We start from the raw sequence: 19,290 nt of genomic DNA, 5'->3' as shown, positions 1-19,290 counted from the left end.
TACACTTTATACAAACAAAAACGGCGCTGATTCAGCGCCGTTTTTTATGATTTGGAATTATGTTACCAAATTTTTACTCTTTTATCTGGACTTACAAACATTTTATCGCCGCTTTTAATTCCAAAAGCGTTGTAAAAAGCATCCATATTTTGAATTGGAACATAAGCTCTGTACATTCCTGGAGAATGCGGATCAGTTTTTACTTGATTTTTTATGGCTTCATCTCTTGATTTTGTTCTCCAAACTGTTGCCCAAGAAATAAAGAATCTCTGTTCTGGTGTAAATCCGTCAATTAAACCTGGATTTCCGTGTTTCTTTAAATACAGCTGTAATCCATCATAAGCCGCATTTATTCCACCTAAATCTCCAATGTTTTCACCTAACGTAAATTTACCATCTACTTTAATTCCCGGTAAAGGTTCTAAAGCGCTGTATTGATCTGCTAATTTATCTCCAAGTGCAGTAAATTGCTTTAAATCTTCAGGCGTCCACCAGTCTACAAGATTTCCTTCGGCATTGTAACGTGCTCCAGAATCATCAAAACCATGTGAAATTTCATGTCCGATTACAGCTCCAATTCCACCATAATTTACAGCTTCATCAGCTTGATAATTGTAAAATGGAGGTTGTAAAATTGCTGCTGGGAAAACAATTTCGTTGTATGATGGATTGTAATACGCATTTACTGTTTGCGGTGACATTCCCCACTCTGTTTTATCAACTGGTTTTTTCAATTTTTCAATTCCTTTTTTGAAATTCCATTTTGCTATATTGCGTGAATTCTCAAAATAACTTCCGCCATCTGCAATACTTTTAATTTCAAGCGCTGAATAATCTTTCCATTTATCAGGATAACCTACTTTAATGGTAATTTTATTTAATTTTTCGATTGCTTTTACTTTTGTCGGCGCAGACATCCAAGTTAAGTTATTGATACGATTTTGGTATGCAGTAATTACATTTTGAATCATATCTAAAGCTTTAGTTTTAGCTTCAGCTGGAAAAACTTTCTCAACGTACAATTTACCAAGTGCTTCACCAATATCGTTATTTACAATTTGCAACGCTTTTTCTTCACGCGGCAATTGTTTTATTGCACCTCTTAAAGTTTTGCTGTAGAAATCGAAATTAGCAGTTTCAACATTTGTTGATAATTTCGTTGCATAAGTATGGATTAAATCCCATTTTAAATACTCTTTCCATTGTGCTACTTTGTTAGCTGTAAAAACAGTTTGAAGTGCTTTCATGTATTTAGGCTCCATAACTATAACTGTATCCAGCTTTGCTAAACCTATTCCAGTAAAATAAGCTTCCCATTTTATAGCTGGTGTTAACTTTTGAAGTTCCGCAATTGTCATTGGATTATATTGTAAACGGCTGTCTCTGCTTTCAACACGATTCAATCTTGGTTTTGACAATTCAGTTTCTAAAGCTAAAATAGCTGAAGCGCTTTGTTTTGATTTTTCAGGAGATTCGCCAATAAACTGCATCATCTTTGCAACATGCAATAGGTATTTTGCACGCTTTTCTTTAGAATCTTTATCTTCTGAAATATAATAATCTTTATCTGGCAATCCCAATTGGTTTACTCCAAGGTATACCGAATTTTTAGAACTGTTTTTTTCGTCAGCACCAACATAAGTTCCAAAAAAACCAGCAGCTCCTTCTTGTTCTACTTCAGTTAAGTATTTTTGAAGATCCGCAACATTTTTAATTGCATCAATTTTTTTCAAATAGGTTTGCAAAGGTGCAATTCCTTGTTTGTTTCTGCCCACAGTATCTAGAACAGTTGCAAATAAATTTACTGCTTTTCCTTGATCAGTATCTGATTTGTACTTAGGGTTTTTTGATGCTTCTTTTAAAATAGACATTGCATCTTTGTCTGTTTTTTTTATCAATTCATTGAAACTTCCCCAAGTTGTACGATCGCTTGGGATTTCGGTTTTGCTTAACCAAGTTCCGTTTACATATTGAAAAAAGTCCTCACCTGGACTAACTTTGGTATTCATGTAGGAAACATTAATACCGGGCTCTTTTGGAGCTGTATTTTGAGCTTTTACTGCAGTTAATGAAAACATTACAGAAAAAACACAAAATAAGGGTTTTGTAAATTGTTTGTTCATTTTCGAGTGTGATTTTTGTGTTAATACAAAAATATTGTTAATATTTGGAATTTTGTGTTAAAATCAAAGCAATAATTTGCGGCGGTTTTTTAGTAAAAAGTATAACCTCCGCCATTTCTGCTTTTTAAGATTTAAACCGTGTACAATTTCTATAAAAGCAGGTTTCAGCAGTGTGTGCCTTTGTTCTAAAATTTACTTAAATCTGTAAAATCCACATAAAACAAAAAGCACTGCACCTTTACAAGATTAAAAAATCAAAGCTGTTAAAAAGCGTTATAATTGTGCCTTTTAAAGTGCTCTTTTCGTATTTTTGCGCCAAATTGTTTTTATGAAATCGCTTCTATACAAATACCGCAAATTCTTTATTGTATTAATTGTCTTTTCGGTTGTCACTATATCTTTATTTTATTCGGCTTTAAAACCACAAAAAACGCTGCCTATTTTTAATCCTGCTGATGTTAATCCAGAATTAGTTGACAGCACTGTTCAATACAAAAGTAAATACCATACAATTGCTGATTTTTCGTTTGTAAATCAAAATGGAGACACGATTACTCAAAAAAACTACGAGGGAAAAATTTATGTTGCAGATTTTTTCTTTACAACCTGCGGTTCTATTTGTCCAAAAATGACAACGAATCTTGAAGAGGTGCAAAAAGCCGTTTTAAACAATCCAAAAGTAATGCTGCTTTCGCACACTGTTTTTCCAGAAGTGGACAGCATTCCTGTTTTGAAAGCTTATGCAGTAAAACATGGCGTTGTAGACAGTAAATGGAATTTGGTTACGGGCGACAAAAAAGAAATCTATACGATGGCGAGAAAATCGTATTTGGCGGTAAAATTAGGTCGACCTGATCAATTGTACGATATGGTTCATACCGAAAATTTTGTTTTGGTTGATCAAAAAAGACGTGTTCGCGGTTTTTATGACGGAACGAACAAAGAAGAAATTAAACGTCTGTTGGAAGACATCGATTTCTTGTGTAAGGAGTAAAACTGAACGTTTATTAGACGATAAAATAGAAAAGACGTTAAGAATATTAGTTTAAATTCTTAACGTCTTTTTTTAAATTTAAAAAGTTCTTTATCTTAAAAAACTTAATCAACAATAAATGCCATCTCTAATCTCTCCGAGAACTGTCCATTTACCTTAGCTGGTTATGTGAAAGGAATACGTTTCTTTTTGTATCCTTCTTCATAAATAAAATCTATGTTTCTATGTGTTAAATTGAATTTTATGAATACACCCAACGGGTTACAATACTTTTTTATAATCTTTCTATATCTTGTGCACTGACACACGATAAAGAAAATAAAAAAATGATTACGAATAATTTATTTAATTGTTTCATATATAAATTTTAACAAAGGGCTTCCTTTAACACATTAACTTCTTTATAAAAAATCCTGTTCGTTATATACTTGAGCAGGTTTTAGAAAATTATCTGATATAATTAATAAAAAGCATAATCTCCTATTACCCTGACAACAACCCATTTTTCCTTTTGTTTTTCCATAATGACAGTAGAATATTTTCCACCACCCGCGGCAGATGCTTCACCATAAAAAAACATAATATATTTTCTATTCATGTAATACATGGGTTCCGAAATCACTATAGCTTCATATTGCAATCCAGTATTCATATACTTAATCATAAAATCGTATTTAAATGCCCCTGCGTCATTTTCAAGTATAAAATTATATTCAGGAAAATCTTCTTTTTTCCAGTATCTTTTTATGGTATCATGCGCGTATTCTTCATACATTTTTTTCCAATGTTTTTCTACAAATAAACTATCTGTATGATCTATATAATTCTTTGGATCTATAATATGATCAGGTCCATTGCCTCCATTAAAAATCCTTAAAGCTTCTCTATTTAAAGCCTTATTAGCTTGCAGTATGTGTTTTTTGCTCTTATCAATTTTCTGAGTTTCTAAAAACACATTGATAGGCTCATAATTTTCTATATCTTGTGCACTGACACACGATAAAGTAAAGAAAGAAATGATTAGAAATAATTTGTTTAATTGTTTCATCGTTTTATTTTTTCAAGATGTTTCTAATTGGTTTCTTTACGCCAATTATTCATATCCTCCATAGATAGAAGGACTATCAAATATTACAGATATTAGTATTGAGTCATTTTTAAAGCTTGCATTCTTCCAATCTGGTGCGTCAGATATATATATTATACTTTATTTTAAACTTCATTGTTATTAAAGTCTTCTTCAGCTTGATTTACTCTACTACTATTTTCATTGTTTTCATTCTTTAAATCCTCCATAGAACATGAACTAACTAAAGATGAGACAAGGAAACAAGTAAATGTTAACTTATAAAAATTTTATTCCTAATTATTTAAGTTTTTAGTATTGTTTTAAACCAAATGTAGCATATTTCTTTAAAAACAAAATAAGCAACAAAATTACTAAACCAAATTTTTAGAAACATTTAGCATTTAGAAAACTGTTAAATGCCTTGAAATAAAGAATTATTGCCTATTTTTGCAATCTAAACTCAATCTAAATAAGCTTGCAAAATACAATCCATACCCTGAAAAAAGGCGATAAAGCCATTATCAAAGATTTTGATATCGATTTGATTCCTTTAAAATTATTAGAGATGGGTTGTTTGCCGGGCAGCTTAGTCGAATTGCTTCAAATTGCTCCTTTTGGAGATCCTTTATATTTAGATATAAATGGTTCGCACGTAGCGATACGTGTTGAAACTGCTCGTGAAATTGAAGTTGAACTTATCAAAAACAATTTGTAATGAGCATTCAAAATATCAATGTTGCCCTTATTGGGAATCCAAATACTGGAAAAACTTCTGTTTTTAATCAACTTACGGGTCTAAATCAACAAGTGGGGAATTATCCCGGAATTACGGTTGAGAAAAAAATAGGTTTCTGTAAACTACCGCATAACATCAAAGCTAACATTCTGGATTTGCCGGGAACGTACAGTTTGAATGCAAGTTCGATGGACGAAAGTGTTGTTATTGAACTTTTGTTGAACAAAAACGACAAATTGTATCCTGATGTTGCTGTTGTGGTAACTGATGTTGAAAACCTGAAACGAAATCTACTGATTTACACTCAGATAAAAGATCTTGAAATTCCGACGATTCTGGTTATTAATATGTCTGATCGTATGGAAAGCAAGGGAATTAGTTTAGACATTCCATATTTAGAAGAAAAACTAAAAACTAAAATTGCTTTAGTAAGTTCTCGTAAAGGTTTGGGAATTGAGCAATTAAAAGAATTAATTGTTTCGTACAAAACAATTCCGCACGAACCATGTTTAAATGCTTCTGTAATTGATCCTGAATATTTTGAAAATTTACAAAAGGCATTTCCTAATCAATTAATGTACAAATTGTGGCTGGTAATTACGCAGGATGTTAATTTCTCTAATTTAGATCGAAATGAAATTCGAAGCACTTTTACCAAATCGCATTCAGAATTAAAACGTCTGCAGCAAAAAGAAACCATTAAAAGGTATCAATTTATAAATGATGTTTTAAAGGAAGGTTTAAAAGTCGATGCTTCGATGGCTAAAGATTTTAGAGCAAAACTAGATCGTGTTTTAACTCATAAATTTTGGGGTTATGCTATTTTCCTAGGTATTTTGTTTATCATTTTCCAGTCTATTTTCAGCTGGTCGACGATACCAATGGATTTTATTGACAGCTCTTTTGCATCGTTAAGCAGCTGGGTTGCTGCTGAATTGCCAAGCGGTATTTTGACTGATTTGCTTTCGCAGGGAATTATTCCAGGAATTGGAGGGGTTATTATTTTTATTCCGCAAATTGCCTTCTTGTTTTTATTTATTTCAATTCTGGAAGAGAGCGGTTATATGAGCCGTGTTGTTTTTTTAATGGATAAAATAATGCGCAAATTTGGGCTTTCTGGAAAAAGTGTTGTGCCGTTAATTTCAGGAACAGCTTGTGCGATTCCAGCAATTATGGCGACACGAAATATCGAAAACTGGAAAGAGCGTTTAATTACTATTTTGGTAACACCTTTTACAACTTGTTCTGCGAGATTACCTGTTTATGCGATCATGATTTCGTTAGTGATTCCTAATAAACGCGTTTTAGGAATTTTTAATCTGCAGGGATTGTCTTTAATGTTTTTGTATTTACTAGGATTTGTTGCGGCTATACTTTCGGCATATGTTTTAAATAAGGTTTTAAAACTAAACTCAAAATCGTATTTTGTTGTTGAAATGCCAAGTTACAAGTTACCCCTTTTAAAGAATGTTGGAATCAACGTTGTCGAAAAAACGAAAGCTTTTGTTCTTGGTGCGGGTAAAATCATCTTAGCAATATCTGTTATTTTATGGTTTTTAGCTTCTTTCGGACCTGGAAAAGATTTTAACGACGCGGAAAACATTGTAAAAGAAAGATTCGCAAATACGACTTTAAATGAGGCTCAATTTGAAAATGAAGTAGCGTCTCAAAAAATAGAGAATTCTTATATCGGGATTATGGGTAAGGCTATCGAACCTGTAATTTCTCCTTTGGGTTATGATTGGAAAATAGGAATAGCTATTATTAGTTCATTTGCCGCTCGTGAAGTTTTGGTAGGAACGTTAGCAACAATCTACAGCGTTGGAGACAGTGATAATGAATCGACAATTAAGAGCAAAATGCAAAAGGAAGTAAATCCTGAAACGGGCGAAAAGATATTCAATTTTGCCAGCGGTATTTCATTGTTATTGTTTTATGCTTTTGCAATGCAATGTGCGAGTACATTAGCAATTACAAAAAAAGAAACTAATTCATGGAAATGGCCTGCAGCGCAGCTTTTCTTTATGACCGGATTAGCTTATTTTACGGCTCTTTTGGCTTATCAATTTTTAAAATAAATCACCATGATACAAGAAATAATTGCTTTTGGAATCCTTTTTATCGCGGTTGCTTTTTTGATCAAAAAGTTTTTTTGGAAGTCAAAAAAGAAAAAAGACTGCGGCGACGGTAATTGCGGATGTTCTTGATTTTTAGGTTCAAAAACTAATACATTTTAAAATATTTTTTAATTGGCTTCACAGAGATTTTCAAAACTCTTTGTGAAGCTTTTTTTATTTTTAAAATCGTTGTTTTAATCCTAATTTTACACGTCTTTAAACTCAACAAATAATTGATAAATAAGATCTAAAATGACACAAAAAGTTTCTTTTGTTTTTCTCTTCATCTTGTGTTTTGCAAATCATGGTTTCAGTCAAAAAAACACTTTCCCAAAAAAAATAAACGACAGTACTATTATTGCTTCAGATGGAGTGCCATTATATTTAAAAATATCCGGAAAAGGTGATGTATGTATTTTTATACACGGCGGTCCCGGCGCTTGGAGCAAATCTTTTGAAGAGATGGGAGGAAATGTACTTGAGGATAAATTAACTATGTGTTATTTTGACCAAAGAGGCTGCGGACGCTCTGCTTCTTCACCAAACAATGATTATAGCTTAAATAGAATGTTAGACGATATTGAGGACATTCGTAAAAGTCTAAATGCTCCAAAAGTATTTATAATAGGGCATTCTTTCGGAGGAATTTTAGCTGCAAATTATGCTGGCAAATACCCTGAACATGTTAAGGGCTTAATTCTCTTAAATGCCACTCTTGACATAAATGATTCTCTTCTTAATCAAATTTCTTTTATGGGTAAAACTCTTGGTGAAAACATAGCTGTTAAAAACGGTGAATCTCCATTGATGCCTTTTATAGAAGCAAAAAAACGTATTAAAAAAGCAGGTCTTGATTATAAAATATTATCTGACATTGAAAAGAATGTAGAAAAACTAGACCGTATTGACAGCAGTTTTAAAAGAAACTCCTCATTTGCACAACAAGCATTAGGAATGCCTATTTATTTAAGCGATTTTACAAAGCAAACAGCATTTATAAAAGTTCCTACACTTGTAATTTCAGGATCAAATGACCACAGCATTGGTCCTGATCATTATCGTTTGTTCAAATTCCCAAATCAAGAGGTTAAAATTATTAAGGGAGGCCATATTTTATACTACGAAGAGAACACAGAGTTTAAAAATGCTGTGCAGAAATTTGTGCAGAAAAACGACTGACGGCGGGAGATGGGAGATTGAAGATGAAAGATTGAAGATGAAAAGACGAGAGATGAAAGATTGAAGATTGAAGATGAAAGACTGGATATTTTGACTGTCTTTGAAAACTTTGCTTCGCTTTGCTTTACTTCACTCCTTCCCACTCTGCGTAAAACTGAGCGAGGAATGTTTCCATAAAACGATGTCTTTCGGCTGCAATTTGTTTTCCTTTCTCTGTATTCATTTTATCTTTTAGGAGTAACAGCTTTTCGTAAAAATGGTTTATTGTTGGCGCGCTGTTTTTTTTGTACTCTTCTTTTGTCATGTTTGTAATGGGCGCAATTTCAGGATTGTGCAAGGCTCTATTTTTGAATCCGCCGTAATTAAATGCTCTTGCAACTCCAATTGCTCCAATTGCATCTAAACGATCAGCATCTTGAACAACATCTAATTCGATCGAAGAGAACTTTTTTTCAAAATTTCCGCCTTTATAAGAGATATTTTCAATGATATTGACAACGTGCTGGATAATTTCTTCTGAAACATTTTCTGACTCTAGAAACAAACGTGCTGTTTTGGGTCCAATTGTCTCGTCTCCGTTATGAAATTTACTGTCGGCAATATCATGAAGTAAAGCTCCTAACTGAACAATAGTAAGATCACAATTGGTATCATTAGTAATTAAGAGTGCATTCTTGTAAACACGTTCAATATGAAACCAATCGTGTCCGCCTTCAGCATCATTTAATTTCTCTTTTACAAATGTGATTGTTTTAGTTATAAGTTCAGAATTATTCATAGGTGTATTATGGTTTGTGATAAAATGCCACAGATAAATCAGATTAAACGGTTTTATGCTGCTTTTAATTATTCAAAATAAAAAAAGTTGATTGTTAAAGCTTTAAGACTTTAACAATCAACAATGTTTTCAATATCAATTGCAAAAATCAATTTTATCCTGAGGCTTCGGGACTAAAAATCAGTAATCTGCAATCTAAAATTTATAGTCTTGCTGGTTCAACCCATTTAAAGATGTGTCCTTCAGCAGGAATTACTAATCTTTCAGAAATTCTAGCCATACGAGCTGGTAATTTCATTAAATAATCACGTGCTTTTTCAGCTTCATCAGTCAAATTAGAAACTTTATCGATTTCCCATTTGTTGATTAATTTCTGCATAATATCAACATAATCGTTAGCTGTGTAAACACCGATACGTTGTGCTGAATCTGAGAATTGCTCAAAAGCTGTGCTTATTTTTTGACCTGATTCTCTTAAAAAGTGAGCCGGCATAACAATTTTCTGCTTCATCATGTATTGAAAAGCCAACATCATTTCGCTTGGATCAACTTGGAAAATTCTGGTAACAAATTCACTGTAAGCATGGTGATGACGCATTTCGTCACCAGCAATCATTTTACACATTTTAGACAACTTGTTATCACCAAATTTCTTAGCGATTTGTGCTACTCTATTGTGTGAAACGTAAGTTGCTAATTCTTGAAAACTGGTGTATACAAAGTTTTTGTATGGATCAGTTCCTGTTCCAATATCAAAACCGTCGTTAATTAAATGCTGTGTTGTCATTTCGATTTCACGCATATTTACACGACCAGACAAATACAAGTATTTATTTAAAAGATCACCGTGACGATTTTCTTCTCCTGTCCATTGTCTGATCCATTTAGACCAGCCATTACCGCCATTTTCTACTTGGTTTATACCTTCTACATCCATTAACCAAGACTCGTAAGTTGGCAAAGCTTCTTCGGTGATTGTATCACCTACAAGTGTTACCCAGAAATCGTATGGCAGCTCTTTGGCAATTTCACGCAATTCTTTTACCTCTTCAAAAAAGTTTTCACCTTCTGAATTAGGCAAAAAATCAGACGGCTGCCAAATTTTTTCCACAGGAATTAAATACTGTTCAACGAAGCTGTCAACGTTTTTTTCCAAAAACTGCATCACTTCTAATCTAATGTTTTTTATAGACATTACTTATTTTAAATTTGGATTTAAGTTTAGCTTTTTACTAAAATTAAATCTGTTTATACTCGTTTACTCCTTCTACAACTGCCTTTTCTGTTAAAGCCATCAGTTCTGCAAAATCATAATCTTTTACAGCCATAGCTTTATGCACTGTAAAGGTAAGGCGATTTCCTAAACCAACAGGAAACATTCCATAACGCACCATTTTCCATGAATTGTTAATACTTACTGGCACAACATACGCTGAAGGCGCATATTTGCAAAGAATTTTTAAACCGCTTTGGGCAAATTCTTTTGGTTTTCCAGTCTTGCTGCGGGTTCCTTCTGGAAAAATCACAGCAGATCTAGTATTTTTTTCTATATATTCAGACAAGCCTTTGATTACTGGAATCGCTTGTTTAGGGTCTTTACGGTCAATTAGTACAGATCCTCCGTGGCGTAAATTAAAAGACACACTCGGAATTCCGCTTCCTAACTCCTTCTTACTTACAAATTTACAATGAAAACGTCTAAAGTACCAAATCATTGTCACGATATCGTACATACTTTGATGATTTGAGACAAAAATAAGCGGCACTCCTTTAGGAATTGTATCTACGCCTTCAATTTTATAGGTTGTTCCAACAAGATTTGTACATTTTAAAAGGCAAAAGTTCAAATAATCAACGCTTTTCTTATGCGCTTGGTAACCAAAAAGGTTCAAACAAACCCATTGTATCGGATGAAAAACCGCTAAGCATAATCCAAAACATAAATAATAAATTACAGATATAGGATACGAAATTACCTTTTGCATGCTTCTAAAATTAAAGGCCAAAAGTAATAAATATATCTTTAGCGGTATAAAAATTAAAAACAATAACCATTTTTATGCTTTAATTGTACCTTTGTGCTAAAATTTGCAAATTTTTTCTGAATTAAATGAACTTTACTTACCCTAAAAATGAACGCTTAAAGAGCAAAACGACAATTGGATTACTGTTTTCTGAAGGGAAATCGGTTTCAAAATACCCGCTTCGTTTGGTTTATCGTCCAGTGGCAGAAAATTCAGAAGAACAAACAAAAATTGGGGTTTCGGTATCTAAAAAATATTTTAAAAAAGCGGTCGATCGTAATTATTTCAAAAGGGTTTTAAGAGAAACCTATCGTTTAAACAAGCATTTACTTCTAGATAATCTGGATCAGCCTTATTCTTTCATGTTTTTTTATCAAACAAAAGACAGATTATCTTACGAAGAAATCAACACTAAAACGATTCAATTGTTTGAAAAATTCATACTTCAAATTAAGAAAACTCAGGAATCTGAAAATAAAACAGAGTTGTAGACCTCAAAACTCATTTTGTATCTTAATTTAGACAAAAAATTATAAAAAAATTGTAGTTTTAGCTCTAAATTGAAACTTTATGCGATATATTTTCTTTTTAACATGTTGTTTTTTAGTTCTTTCGGGCTGCAATAAAGCTGATGCAAAGCATGAAGATCTTGCCGTAAGTAATTTAGAAATGCCACCGCCACCGCCAGCAGGTGCAAGTGAATCTAATAGAAAAGATCAAGATAAAAATGAGGCTTCGCCCGAAATTCCGCAGAAAATTATCAAACAAGCTTCGCTTCGATTTGAAACTAATGATTTAGAAAAAACTTTCGATCAAATCAAAACGGCTATTACGGCTAATAAAGGAACTATTCTAAGTGATTCTGAAGGAAAAGATTATAACACTATTTTTAGAAATTTAACTATAAAAGTTCCAAGTGAGAATTTTGATCCTTTTTTAAGTTCGGTCTCAAAAGGCGTTTCGTATTTTGAACGCAAAGATATTTCGGCAGAAGATGTTACGGAACAATACATTGATCTGAATTCGCGATTAAAAACGAAACAAAAACTGGAAGAGCGTTATCTGCAAATTCTTCAAAAAGCGACTAAAATTAGTGAGATTTTAGAAATTGAAAAGCAAATTTCGGCGATTCGTGAAGAAATTGAAGCGAAACAAGGTCAACTAAAATATTTGGAAAACCGAGTTTCTGAAAGTACCGTTACTATTGAATTTTACAAAACAATCGCAGAACAGGAAGGAGTTAAAACATCTTATGGTGCTAAAATCTGGACGGCATTTAAATCTGGATTTTTTGGCTTATCCAGTTTTTTCATTTGGCTGTTAAGTGTTTGGCCATTTGTATTGATGGTTTGTGCGGCGGTTTATTTTATTAGAAGAAGATTTAAAAGAAAAAAACAATAATCATGTATCCTTATTTCAAAAAGAAATTTATCATACCGGCTGTTGCGGCAGGGTTTTTATTTGTTGGAACCAGTTTTAAAGATGATTTCTTTGAAATTGCCAAGCAAATAGAAATTTTTACTACTCTATTTAAAGCGGTTAACACTAATTATGTAGATGAAACGAATCCTGGTGATTTGATGGATAAAGCTATCAAAAGTATGCTTGGAAGTTTAGATCCTTACACGGTTTACTTTAACGAACAGGATGTTGTTAATTTTAAAATTAATAATACTGGCGAATATACTGGAATTGGCGCTATGATAGCGCGTAAAAAAGACCGCTTAATTGTTCGCGAGCCTTATAAAAATTATCCTGCTGATAAAGCGGGATTGAAAGCGGGCGACGAAATTATACAAATTGGTGATGTTTTAATTGCTGATTTTAAAGATGACGCTTCGCAGCTTTTAAAAGGGGCGAAAAACACCAAAATTGCTGTAAAATACCTTCGTCAGGGAAAAATGTATACTACTGAATTGGTTTTGGACGAGGTTGATATCAAATCGGTTCCTTTTTATGGTAAAATCGACAACAAAACGGGTTACATTGTTTTGTCTCACTTCAGCCGAAAAGCTTCTGCTGAAGTTAAAGATGCTCTTGAAAAATTAAAGGCTGACGGGGCAACACAAATTGTTCTTGATTTAAGAGGAAATCCTGGAGGTTTATTAAATGAAGCAATTGATATTTGTAATTTATTTGTTCCTAAAAATGAAATTATTGTAACTACTAAATCGAGAATTGAGAAACACAATAATACTTATAAAACGACCAAAGAACCTGTTGATACTGAAATTCCTTTAGCAATTTTGGTAAACGGACGCAGTGCTTCGGCTTCTGAAATTGTTTCTGGAGCTTTGCAGGATTTGGATCGTGCAGTTATTTTAGGAAGCCGCAGTTTTGGTAAAGGTTTGGTGCAGCGCTCTGTAGATCTTACTTACGGAACGCAGTTAAAAGTGACTATTTCTAGATATTACACTCCTTCTGGAAGATGTATTCAGGCTTTGGATTATGCTCATAAGGACAAAAATGGCGTAGCGCAAAAAACGGATGCTAAAAATTTTAATGCTTTTAAAACGAGAAAAGGAAGAACGGTTTATGACGGCGGCGGAGTTTTACCAGATATCGAATTGGACGAGACAAAAATGAGTCCGATTACGACTGCTCTTCTAAAAAATGACGGAATTTTTGATTATGCAACGTCGTATTATTACAAGAATCCAAATTTAGGAGATAAAATTCCTGTGATTACTGATGCTGATTACGGAAGTTTTAAACAATACTTAAAATCGAACAAAATTAGTTTTGATACTGAAACTGAAATTGCTCTAAAAAATACTTTGGCTGCTGCTAAAAACGAGAAAATTGATGAAACAATTGCTCCTGAATACCAACAGTTAATAGCGGCTTTGGAGAAAAGTGAAAACACTTTATTGGATAAAAATCAAAAAGAAATTAAAAATCTAATTCAGGAAGAACTCATAAAAAGATACCAATATCAGGAAGGTTTGTATCAGTTTTACATCAAAAATAATTCGGAAATTAAAAAGGCTGTAAGTGTATTAAATAATCAAACGGAATATAAAACGATTCTAAAAATGTAATGAATGAAACTTTATAGAGCCCTATTTCTGTTTTTAATTTACAATGTATCGGCACAGCAAAAACCTATCGAAACGGTTTATTTTGATTTCGATAAATTTGATCTTACCAGCCAGCAGATCGAAGTTGTAAAGAATTTTATTAAAACAATAGATACCTCTAAAGTTGAGTCTATACAAATTTACGGCTACTGCGATGATCGAGGAAGTGATGATTATAATTTTCGACTGTCTCATGACAGAGTAAATACAATTCAAGACTTGCTGCTTGCTTCTGGATTTAATCAAACTAAAATTGTTGTTTTAGAAGGAAAGGGCCGTGTGGTGCTTCGACCAGATACGGTCGAAAATTTGTACGAAACGAGATCTAGAAATCGGCGGGTTGATTTGATTGTTGTTAAACGCAACAGTTTTGGCAAAGGTGTTTATTCTTCGTTTAAAGATAAATTAAAGGTTGGTGACAGGATTTATTTGGATAATATCCTCTTCGATCTTGGAAGTGCAAAACTTACGAATAATTCTAAAAAGGAGTTAGACAAAATTGCGGTCCTTTTGCAAAAGCAAAAAAACATACAGTTCGAAATTAGAGGTCACGTTTGCTGTACTCCGGAAATCTATAGTGATGGAATTGACAAGGACACAAAGGAAAGACGCTTGTCTTGGAATCGTGCCAAAACGGTTTTTTACTATTTAAGCTCTAAAAAAATCTCTAAAAACAGAATGACTTATCAAGGCTGCGGCAATAAATTTCCTTTAAAAAAGGGCGATAATTATGATCGCCGTGTTGAATTTCTGATTACTAAGATTTAATCTTTTTTCGTGACTACATGAATTAAAGACTACTGTCTTAAACGAATAGTAAAAAAGGAATCTGCTTATAAAACTTGGCGATTTTGCGAGATTAAATTACAAAATCACCAAGCTTTTTAATTTCAATAAAGTATCCTCTTTATTATTCTCTAATCATTTCAATATGCGGAATATCATCTTCTAAATACATTTCGCTTGATTGTACAAAGCCGTGGCTTTCGTAAAATTTCTTTAAATACAATTGTGCGCCAATGGTAATCTTTTCTTTATTGAAGTTTGATTTTATTGCAGAAATTGCTTCACGCATTAAATCATGTCCCCATTTTCTATCACGATAATCGGCATCAACAACTACTCGCCCTATTGAAGCGTTATCAAAAGTGATTCCTGCATCAAATAAACGTACATAGGCAACAATTTTATTGTCGTACTCACCAATTAGGTGCAATGCTTTCTTGTCTTTGCCGTCAAGATCTAAATAAACGCAGTTTTGCTCTAGCACAAAGATCTCACTTCTTAATTTGAGTAAATCATATAGCTCGTTTACATTTAATGCCTCAAACGGCTTTATTTTCCATTTTAATTCCATTCTTCCTTATTTTTTGCCACAAAGGCACGAAGGCGCTAAGTTATATAATTTTTTAGCTGCGTTAAAATTTCTTATAGAAATTGCAAAGACACAAAGTTCCATCTCCTTGAATAAACCTTTGTGTCTTTGTGTCTTTGTATGTAAATAGAAAATTACTTTTTCTTCATTATGATTTCCATGCTTTTATATTCTTCTCCGTTTTTCATGTCAAACATTTCCATTTTTCGGGTCTTAGGATCTACAATAGTATAAATCTCTCTATAAGGTGTTTTTATACCGTTCATTGGGTTTACCATATCGCCTTTAAATTCGATACTTTTGGTTTTTTCGTCGTATTTACCAAATCCTACCATCATTCCAGTTCCCATATTATCGATAAAAGTACTGGTGAATTCTTTGCTGGCATTATTGTAAGCTAATGTGCTTTTGCCCTCAAATGGTTGTCCCATCATGGTTCCAATATAAATAGCTTCTTGATAACGTCCGCCAAGAATCATTTTTACATTAGCAGTTGAAGTGGCTTTTTCAGGTTTGCCATTTGGTTCATACCAAAATGTCATTTCACAATTCCAAGTTCCAACTTCATCGGCCATTAATTTATGCTCGTTTCCTGGAGTTGCATAAGCTGCCCAAGCTTTCATTTGTGCTGCTGAGTCTAAAGGCTGTTCTGCAGCTGGTTCTTCTACAGCAACGCTGTCTTTGATTGTTTTTTCGGCATCTTCTGTTTTTGTTTCTTTTTTACAAGAGGTAAAACACAATGCAAGCAATAACAATGTTGTGGTTAATTTTTTCATAAGTCTTTGTTTTATTGTTTGTTATAAAACAAAAGTAAGAAATATATTAATTTAGAATTGTTTGATGCTTTATTTTGAGCAGTTTAGCTGCAAAGTTAGAAATTAACGTTTATCGATTTTTACGGATTTTATTATGGCTTCTAGTTCTAACATTAAATCTCTTTCTTGATTGGATGGGGAATAACAGAATCCTTCTATAACTAAGATTCTATTATAAACTGGATCGACGATTGCGTAATTGATAAATGGTCCTGCCATGAAATCATTTTTGAGCTCCCAAGTTCCTTTTGTTTCAAAGGCTTCTTTTTGGTCTAAAGTTGTGTTTGAGAAATATGGTGCATAAGCTTCTCCGGTAATCATACGTGTATTGGGTTCACGCCCTTTGATGTAATAACCAATCGAATCTCTCATTTTGATTATGTTACCAACAACGTTTCCTTTAGTTTTAAAGTTATGAAGCGGTATTTGATAAATAAGTAAACTTGTATTGCCGCTTATAATATCTTTTTTAAGCCAAATGAAATTCTTTTTGTGCAGCATGTATTCATATCCGGTTGGAATTTGGAGATCGATATGAAATTTGTTTTTTATAACAGCTGGGTTTAATAGTGATTTGCTGTTGTCTTCTTGAATTTTTTGGATTTCGGCATCACGAATCATTTTGATTATTTGCGCTGAATTTAATTCGATGCTGCAAATAATATCATCAACTGATTTTCCGTAAATGCGAAATGTATTATGCGGCAGGGCTTTGCTTCGTGTAATTTCGAATTTATCTACTGCAGTTTTTTTAACTACAATTATACTGCGGCTGTCTGTTACAAAACCTTCAAGTAGTCTAGCCGGATATTGATTTATTGTAAATAAGGGCTCTTCTTGGGTCAATCCCAAAACTGGTGAGGCAAATTTGTTTCTAATACTATCGCCTACTTCTCCATACCACAATTGATCGTCAATAATGATAGAAATAGTATTTGTTTTTCCTGAAACTGGCTCTGACTGCTTATCTGTCTTTAAGCAAGACAATAGTAAAAATGGGATTAACAGCAATAAAAAATGGGTTTTATTCATTTTCTTAATTTATGAAATAAAACCCAAATTTAAATAAGATTTTTTATTATCCGTTTATTTTAAGTTTCATTCCGGGTTTAATGTCTTCATCTTTAATACCATTCCATTTTTTAATATCTGAGATTGTTACTCCTGGATATTTTTTAGAAATACTGTATAAAGAATCTCCTTTTTTTACGTAATAATCTTCACCCAAACTTTTTGCAGATGGTGCTTTTTTCTTGAAAGAATCAACAGAATTAAGTGCTATTGCAGTTGATGCTGGTTCTTCTATTTCAGAAACTGTTTTAGAAACTACTAATGTTTTTCCTAAAGCAATTGTATTTGAATTTAGATTATTCAGTTCTTTTAAGTCCGCAATAGTCGTACCGAATTTTTTAGCAATGTTTCCTAAATTATCTCCAGCTGCAACGGTGTACTCTTGAGTTTGCACAGCATTTTTATCTTTTTCGTCAGCAGCGGCAATAGCTTCTTCGTGATTTCTTTCGATAATTGCCGGAGTTTTAGGCTCTTTTATGTTTTTAGAAACTGTTTCTGCTTCTGATTTGATTTTTAATGTTCTTCCAAATGCAACTGCATTGGATTTAAGATTATTCCATTTTTTTAAATCAGAAATGTTAACGTTATACTTATCTGCGATTGCGCCTAAGTTGTCTCCTTTTCTAACTTTATAAAATTGGATGTCTTTTGATGCTGTAACTGCTTCTCTGGTTACCGCTGGTTTTACTTTTGGCGCCACTTTCATTGCTAATTGTGTCGACATTGTTTTAAATCCAGATTGGTATTTAACGTAGGCATAAATCTTATCTTCGTTTGAAACGAAGGTGGCAATTTTATCTTTCGGTAAACGAAGGAAATGCTGCTCTCCTTGGTAATAAGGGACTACATTTAATTTATAAGAAGGGTTTAAGAGCTGAATCTGAGATTGCGGCATATCGAGTAAATCGGCAATCTGTTTGAAAGACATTTGGTTTTTTACTGCAACTGTGTCTGTTTCAAAGTTTTTAACAACTGCTCTTTCTGGATTAATTCCGTGCTCTTTATGGTATTCGAAAAGGTACATTGTAGCGTAAAATGCTGGAACGTATCCTTGAGTTTCTTTTGGAAGATGGTTACGAATGTCCCAGTAGTTTGTTTTTCCGCCGGAGCGACGAATTGCTTTTGTTACGTTTCCTGGCCCTGAGTTGTATGAAGCTAAAACTAGTTCCCAATCGTTAAAAACGTTAAACATTCTGGTCATGTAATCTGAAGCTGCGGCTGTAGCTTTGAGTGCATCGCTTCGTTCATCTACATAAGAATCGATTTTTAAAGCGTATTGTTTTCCGGTTCCGTACATAAACTGCCAAAGTCCGGTAGCGCCCATTTTAGAAACTGCTTTAGGGTTTAAAGCAGATTCTACAACGGCTAAATATTTAATTTCCAAAGGAATTTTTTCTTTGGCAAACGTTTCCTCAAAAATTGGAAAGTAATATTCAGATAAAGCCATTAATCGAGAAAACGATTTTTTACGATTCTTAAGAAATGACTTTATGATATTTTCTAAACCTTGATTGTATTGAATATCAAATGGTGATTTTTCATTCATTGCCTGCAGACGTTGTTTTAGAAGTTCTGTTGGCAGTTCTTCATCTACTGTAACATCTGAGTTAATGGTTTGAATATCTTTTGTTAAATCATCATAAATATCGAGACTTACTAACTCATTCATCCAAAGACTGTCAACGCGTGTTGCCATGTCATCTTTTTTGAAAGTGCTTTTTATTGAATCTAAATATGATAACTTAACAACTGGCTTAAGTTCTAATTCGGTTTTTGCCGTTTCCTGCGCAAACATCGACATCGAAAAAAGGACAGATACCGCTAGTGAGATTTTTTTTACAATCATATAACATCTTTTTTTAAGCTCTTATAATTCAAACAATTATAAGACCTCGTTTTTGCAAAAATAAATGGTTTAACGAAGAAAAC

18 protein-coding genes are annotated in these 19,290 nt (G+C 33.0%); 9 read left to right on the top strand and 9 right to left on the bottom strand.

Annotation, left to right across the window (positions count from 1 at the left end):
- Window positions 1–62 precede the first annotated feature (62 nt).
- Complete coding sequence (locus B0A81_RS05055; protein ID WP_089057013.1) at window positions 63–2,123, bottom strand: M13 family metallopeptidase; 2,061 nt, start codon at window positions 2,121–2,123, stop codon at window positions 63–65.
- A gap of 328 nt (window positions 2,124–2,451) precedes the next feature.
- Here B0A81_RS05055 and B0A81_RS05050 point away from each other — a divergent pair, with 328 nt between their 5' ends.
- Window positions 2,452–3,117 (top strand): SCO family protein, encoded by a 666-nt coding sequence (locus B0A81_RS05050; RefSeq protein WP_089053477.1) that lies wholly within the window; start codon window positions 2,452–2,454, stop codon window positions 3,115–3,117.
- A gap of 460 nt (window positions 3,118–3,577) precedes the next feature.
- Here B0A81_RS05050 and B0A81_RS05045 read toward each other — a convergent pair whose 3' ends face one another.
- Window positions 3,578–4,165 (bottom strand): hypothetical protein, encoded by a 588-nt coding sequence (locus B0A81_RS05045; protein WP_089057012.1) that lies wholly within the window; start codon window positions 4,163–4,165, stop codon window positions 3,578–3,580.
- 496 nt (window positions 4,166–4,661) lie between these two features.
- Here B0A81_RS05045 and B0A81_RS05040 point away from each other — a divergent pair, with 496 nt between their 5' ends.
- The 4 genes from B0A81_RS05040 (at window position 4,662) to B0A81_RS05025 (ending at window position 8,218) form a co-directional block, all read left to right on the top strand.
- Window positions 4,662–4,901 carry a FeoA family protein gene (locus B0A81_RS05040; protein ID WP_071635705.1) on the top strand — a complete coding sequence of 80 codons (240 nt, stop codon included), beginning with the start codon at window positions 4,662–4,664 and terminating at the stop codon, window positions 4,899–4,901.
- Window positions 4,901–7,000: a ferrous iron transport protein B gene (gene feoB / locus B0A81_RS05035; RefSeq protein WP_089057011.1), complete on the top strand. Its 2,100-nt coding sequence runs from the start codon at window positions 4,901–4,903 to the stop codon at window positions 6,998–7,000. Before B0A81_RS05040 ends, feoB begins: the two co-directional genes overlap by 1 nt.
- A 6-nt stretch (window positions 7,001–7,006) precedes the next feature.
- A complete protein-coding gene (locus tag B0A81_RS05030) occupies window positions 7,007–7,129 on the top strand; it encodes a FeoB-associated Cys-rich membrane protein (protein ID WP_089053480.1) in 123 nt (40 codons plus the stop codon).
- Between the two features lie 162 nt (window positions 7,130–7,291).
- Window positions 7,292–8,218 carry an alpha/beta fold hydrolase gene (locus B0A81_RS05025; protein ID WP_089057010.1) on the top strand — a complete coding sequence of 309 codons (927 nt, stop codon included), beginning with the start codon at window positions 7,292–7,294 and terminating at the stop codon, window positions 8,216–8,218.
- A 124-nt stretch (window positions 8,219–8,342) separates the two neighbouring features.
- On the opposite strand, the gene B0A81_RS05020 is transcribed toward B0A81_RS05025, so the two are convergent.
- The 3 genes from B0A81_RS05020 to B0A81_RS05010 form a co-directional block, all read right to left on the bottom strand.
- Window positions 8,343–8,996 carry an HD domain-containing protein gene (locus B0A81_RS05020; protein WP_089057009.1) on the bottom strand — a complete coding sequence of 218 codons (654 nt, stop codon included), beginning with the start codon at window positions 8,994–8,996 and terminating at the stop codon, window positions 8,343–8,345.
- Window positions 8,997–9,198: 202 nt separating this feature from the next.
- Entirely contained in the window at window positions 9,199–10,191 is a 993-nt protein-coding gene (locus tag B0A81_RS05015; RefSeq protein ID WP_089057008.1) for an acyl-ACP desaturase, read from the bottom strand.
- Window positions 10,192–10,234: 43 nt separating this feature from the next.
- Window positions 10,235–10,981, bottom strand: a complete 747-nt coding sequence (locus tag B0A81_RS05010) for a lysophospholipid acyltransferase family protein (RefSeq protein WP_089057007.1) — start codon at window positions 10,979–10,981, stop codon at window positions 10,235–10,237.
- Window positions 10,982–11,106: 125 nt separating this feature from the next.
- Between B0A81_RS05010 and rnpA the strand changes: the two genes are divergently transcribed.
- From rnpA to B0A81_RS04990, 4 genes are all read left to right on the top strand, one after another.
- Entirely contained in the window at window positions 11,107–11,511 is a 405-nt protein-coding gene (gene rnpA / locus B0A81_RS05005) for a ribonuclease P protein component (RefSeq protein WP_089057006.1), read from the top strand.
- Between the two features lie 79 nt (window positions 11,512–11,590).
- Entirely contained in the window at window positions 11,591–12,421 is an 831-nt protein-coding gene (locus tag B0A81_RS05000) for a DUF4349 domain-containing protein (protein ID WP_089057005.1), read from the top strand.
- Between the two features lie 2 nt (window positions 12,422–12,423).
- Window positions 12,424–14,061, top strand: a complete 1,638-nt coding sequence (locus tag B0A81_RS04995; RefSeq protein ID WP_089057004.1) for a S41 family peptidase — start codon at window positions 12,424–12,426, stop codon at window positions 14,059–14,061.
- A gap of 3 nt (window positions 14,062–14,064) precedes the next feature.
- A complete protein-coding gene (locus B0A81_RS04990; RefSeq protein ID WP_089057003.1) occupies window positions 14,065–14,868 on the top strand; it encodes an OmpA family protein in 804 nt (267 codons plus the stop codon).
- 142 nt (window positions 14,869–15,010) lie between these two features.
- Here the strand turns inward: B0A81_RS04990 and B0A81_RS04985 are convergent, their stop codons facing one another.
- The 4 genes from B0A81_RS04985 to B0A81_RS04970 form a co-directional block, all read right to left on the bottom strand.
- Window positions 15,011–15,457, bottom strand: coding sequence for a GNAT family N-acetyltransferase (locus tag B0A81_RS04985; RefSeq protein WP_089057002.1), 447 nt, complete (start codon window positions 15,455–15,457; stop codon window positions 15,011–15,013).
- 152 nt (window positions 15,458–15,609) lie between these two features.
- On the bottom strand, window positions 15,610–16,251 hold the full coding sequence (locus tag B0A81_RS04980; RefSeq protein ID WP_089057001.1) for a DUF1579 domain-containing protein: 642 nt from the start codon (window positions 16,249–16,251) through the stop codon (window positions 15,610–15,612).
- Window positions 16,252–16,353: 102 nt separating this feature from the next.
- A complete protein-coding gene (locus B0A81_RS04975) occupies window positions 16,354–17,322 on the bottom strand; it encodes a DUF4837 family protein (RefSeq protein ID WP_089057000.1) in 969 nt (322 codons plus the stop codon).
- A 46-nt stretch (window positions 17,323–17,368) separates the two neighbouring features.
- Complete coding sequence (locus B0A81_RS04970) at window positions 17,369–19,207, bottom strand: LysM peptidoglycan-binding domain-containing protein (protein ID WP_089056999.1); 1,839 nt, start codon at window positions 19,205–19,207, stop codon at window positions 17,369–17,371.
- Between the last annotated feature and the right edge of the window lie 83 nt (window positions 19,208–19,290).

This window comes from Flavobacterium plurextorum (assembly GCF_002217395.1).
Taxonomy (GTDB): Bacteria; Bacteroidota; Bacteroidia; order Flavobacteriales; family Flavobacteriaceae; genus Flavobacterium; species Flavobacterium plurextorum.
This window is presented reverse-complemented; position numbering and strand designations above follow the sequence as displayed.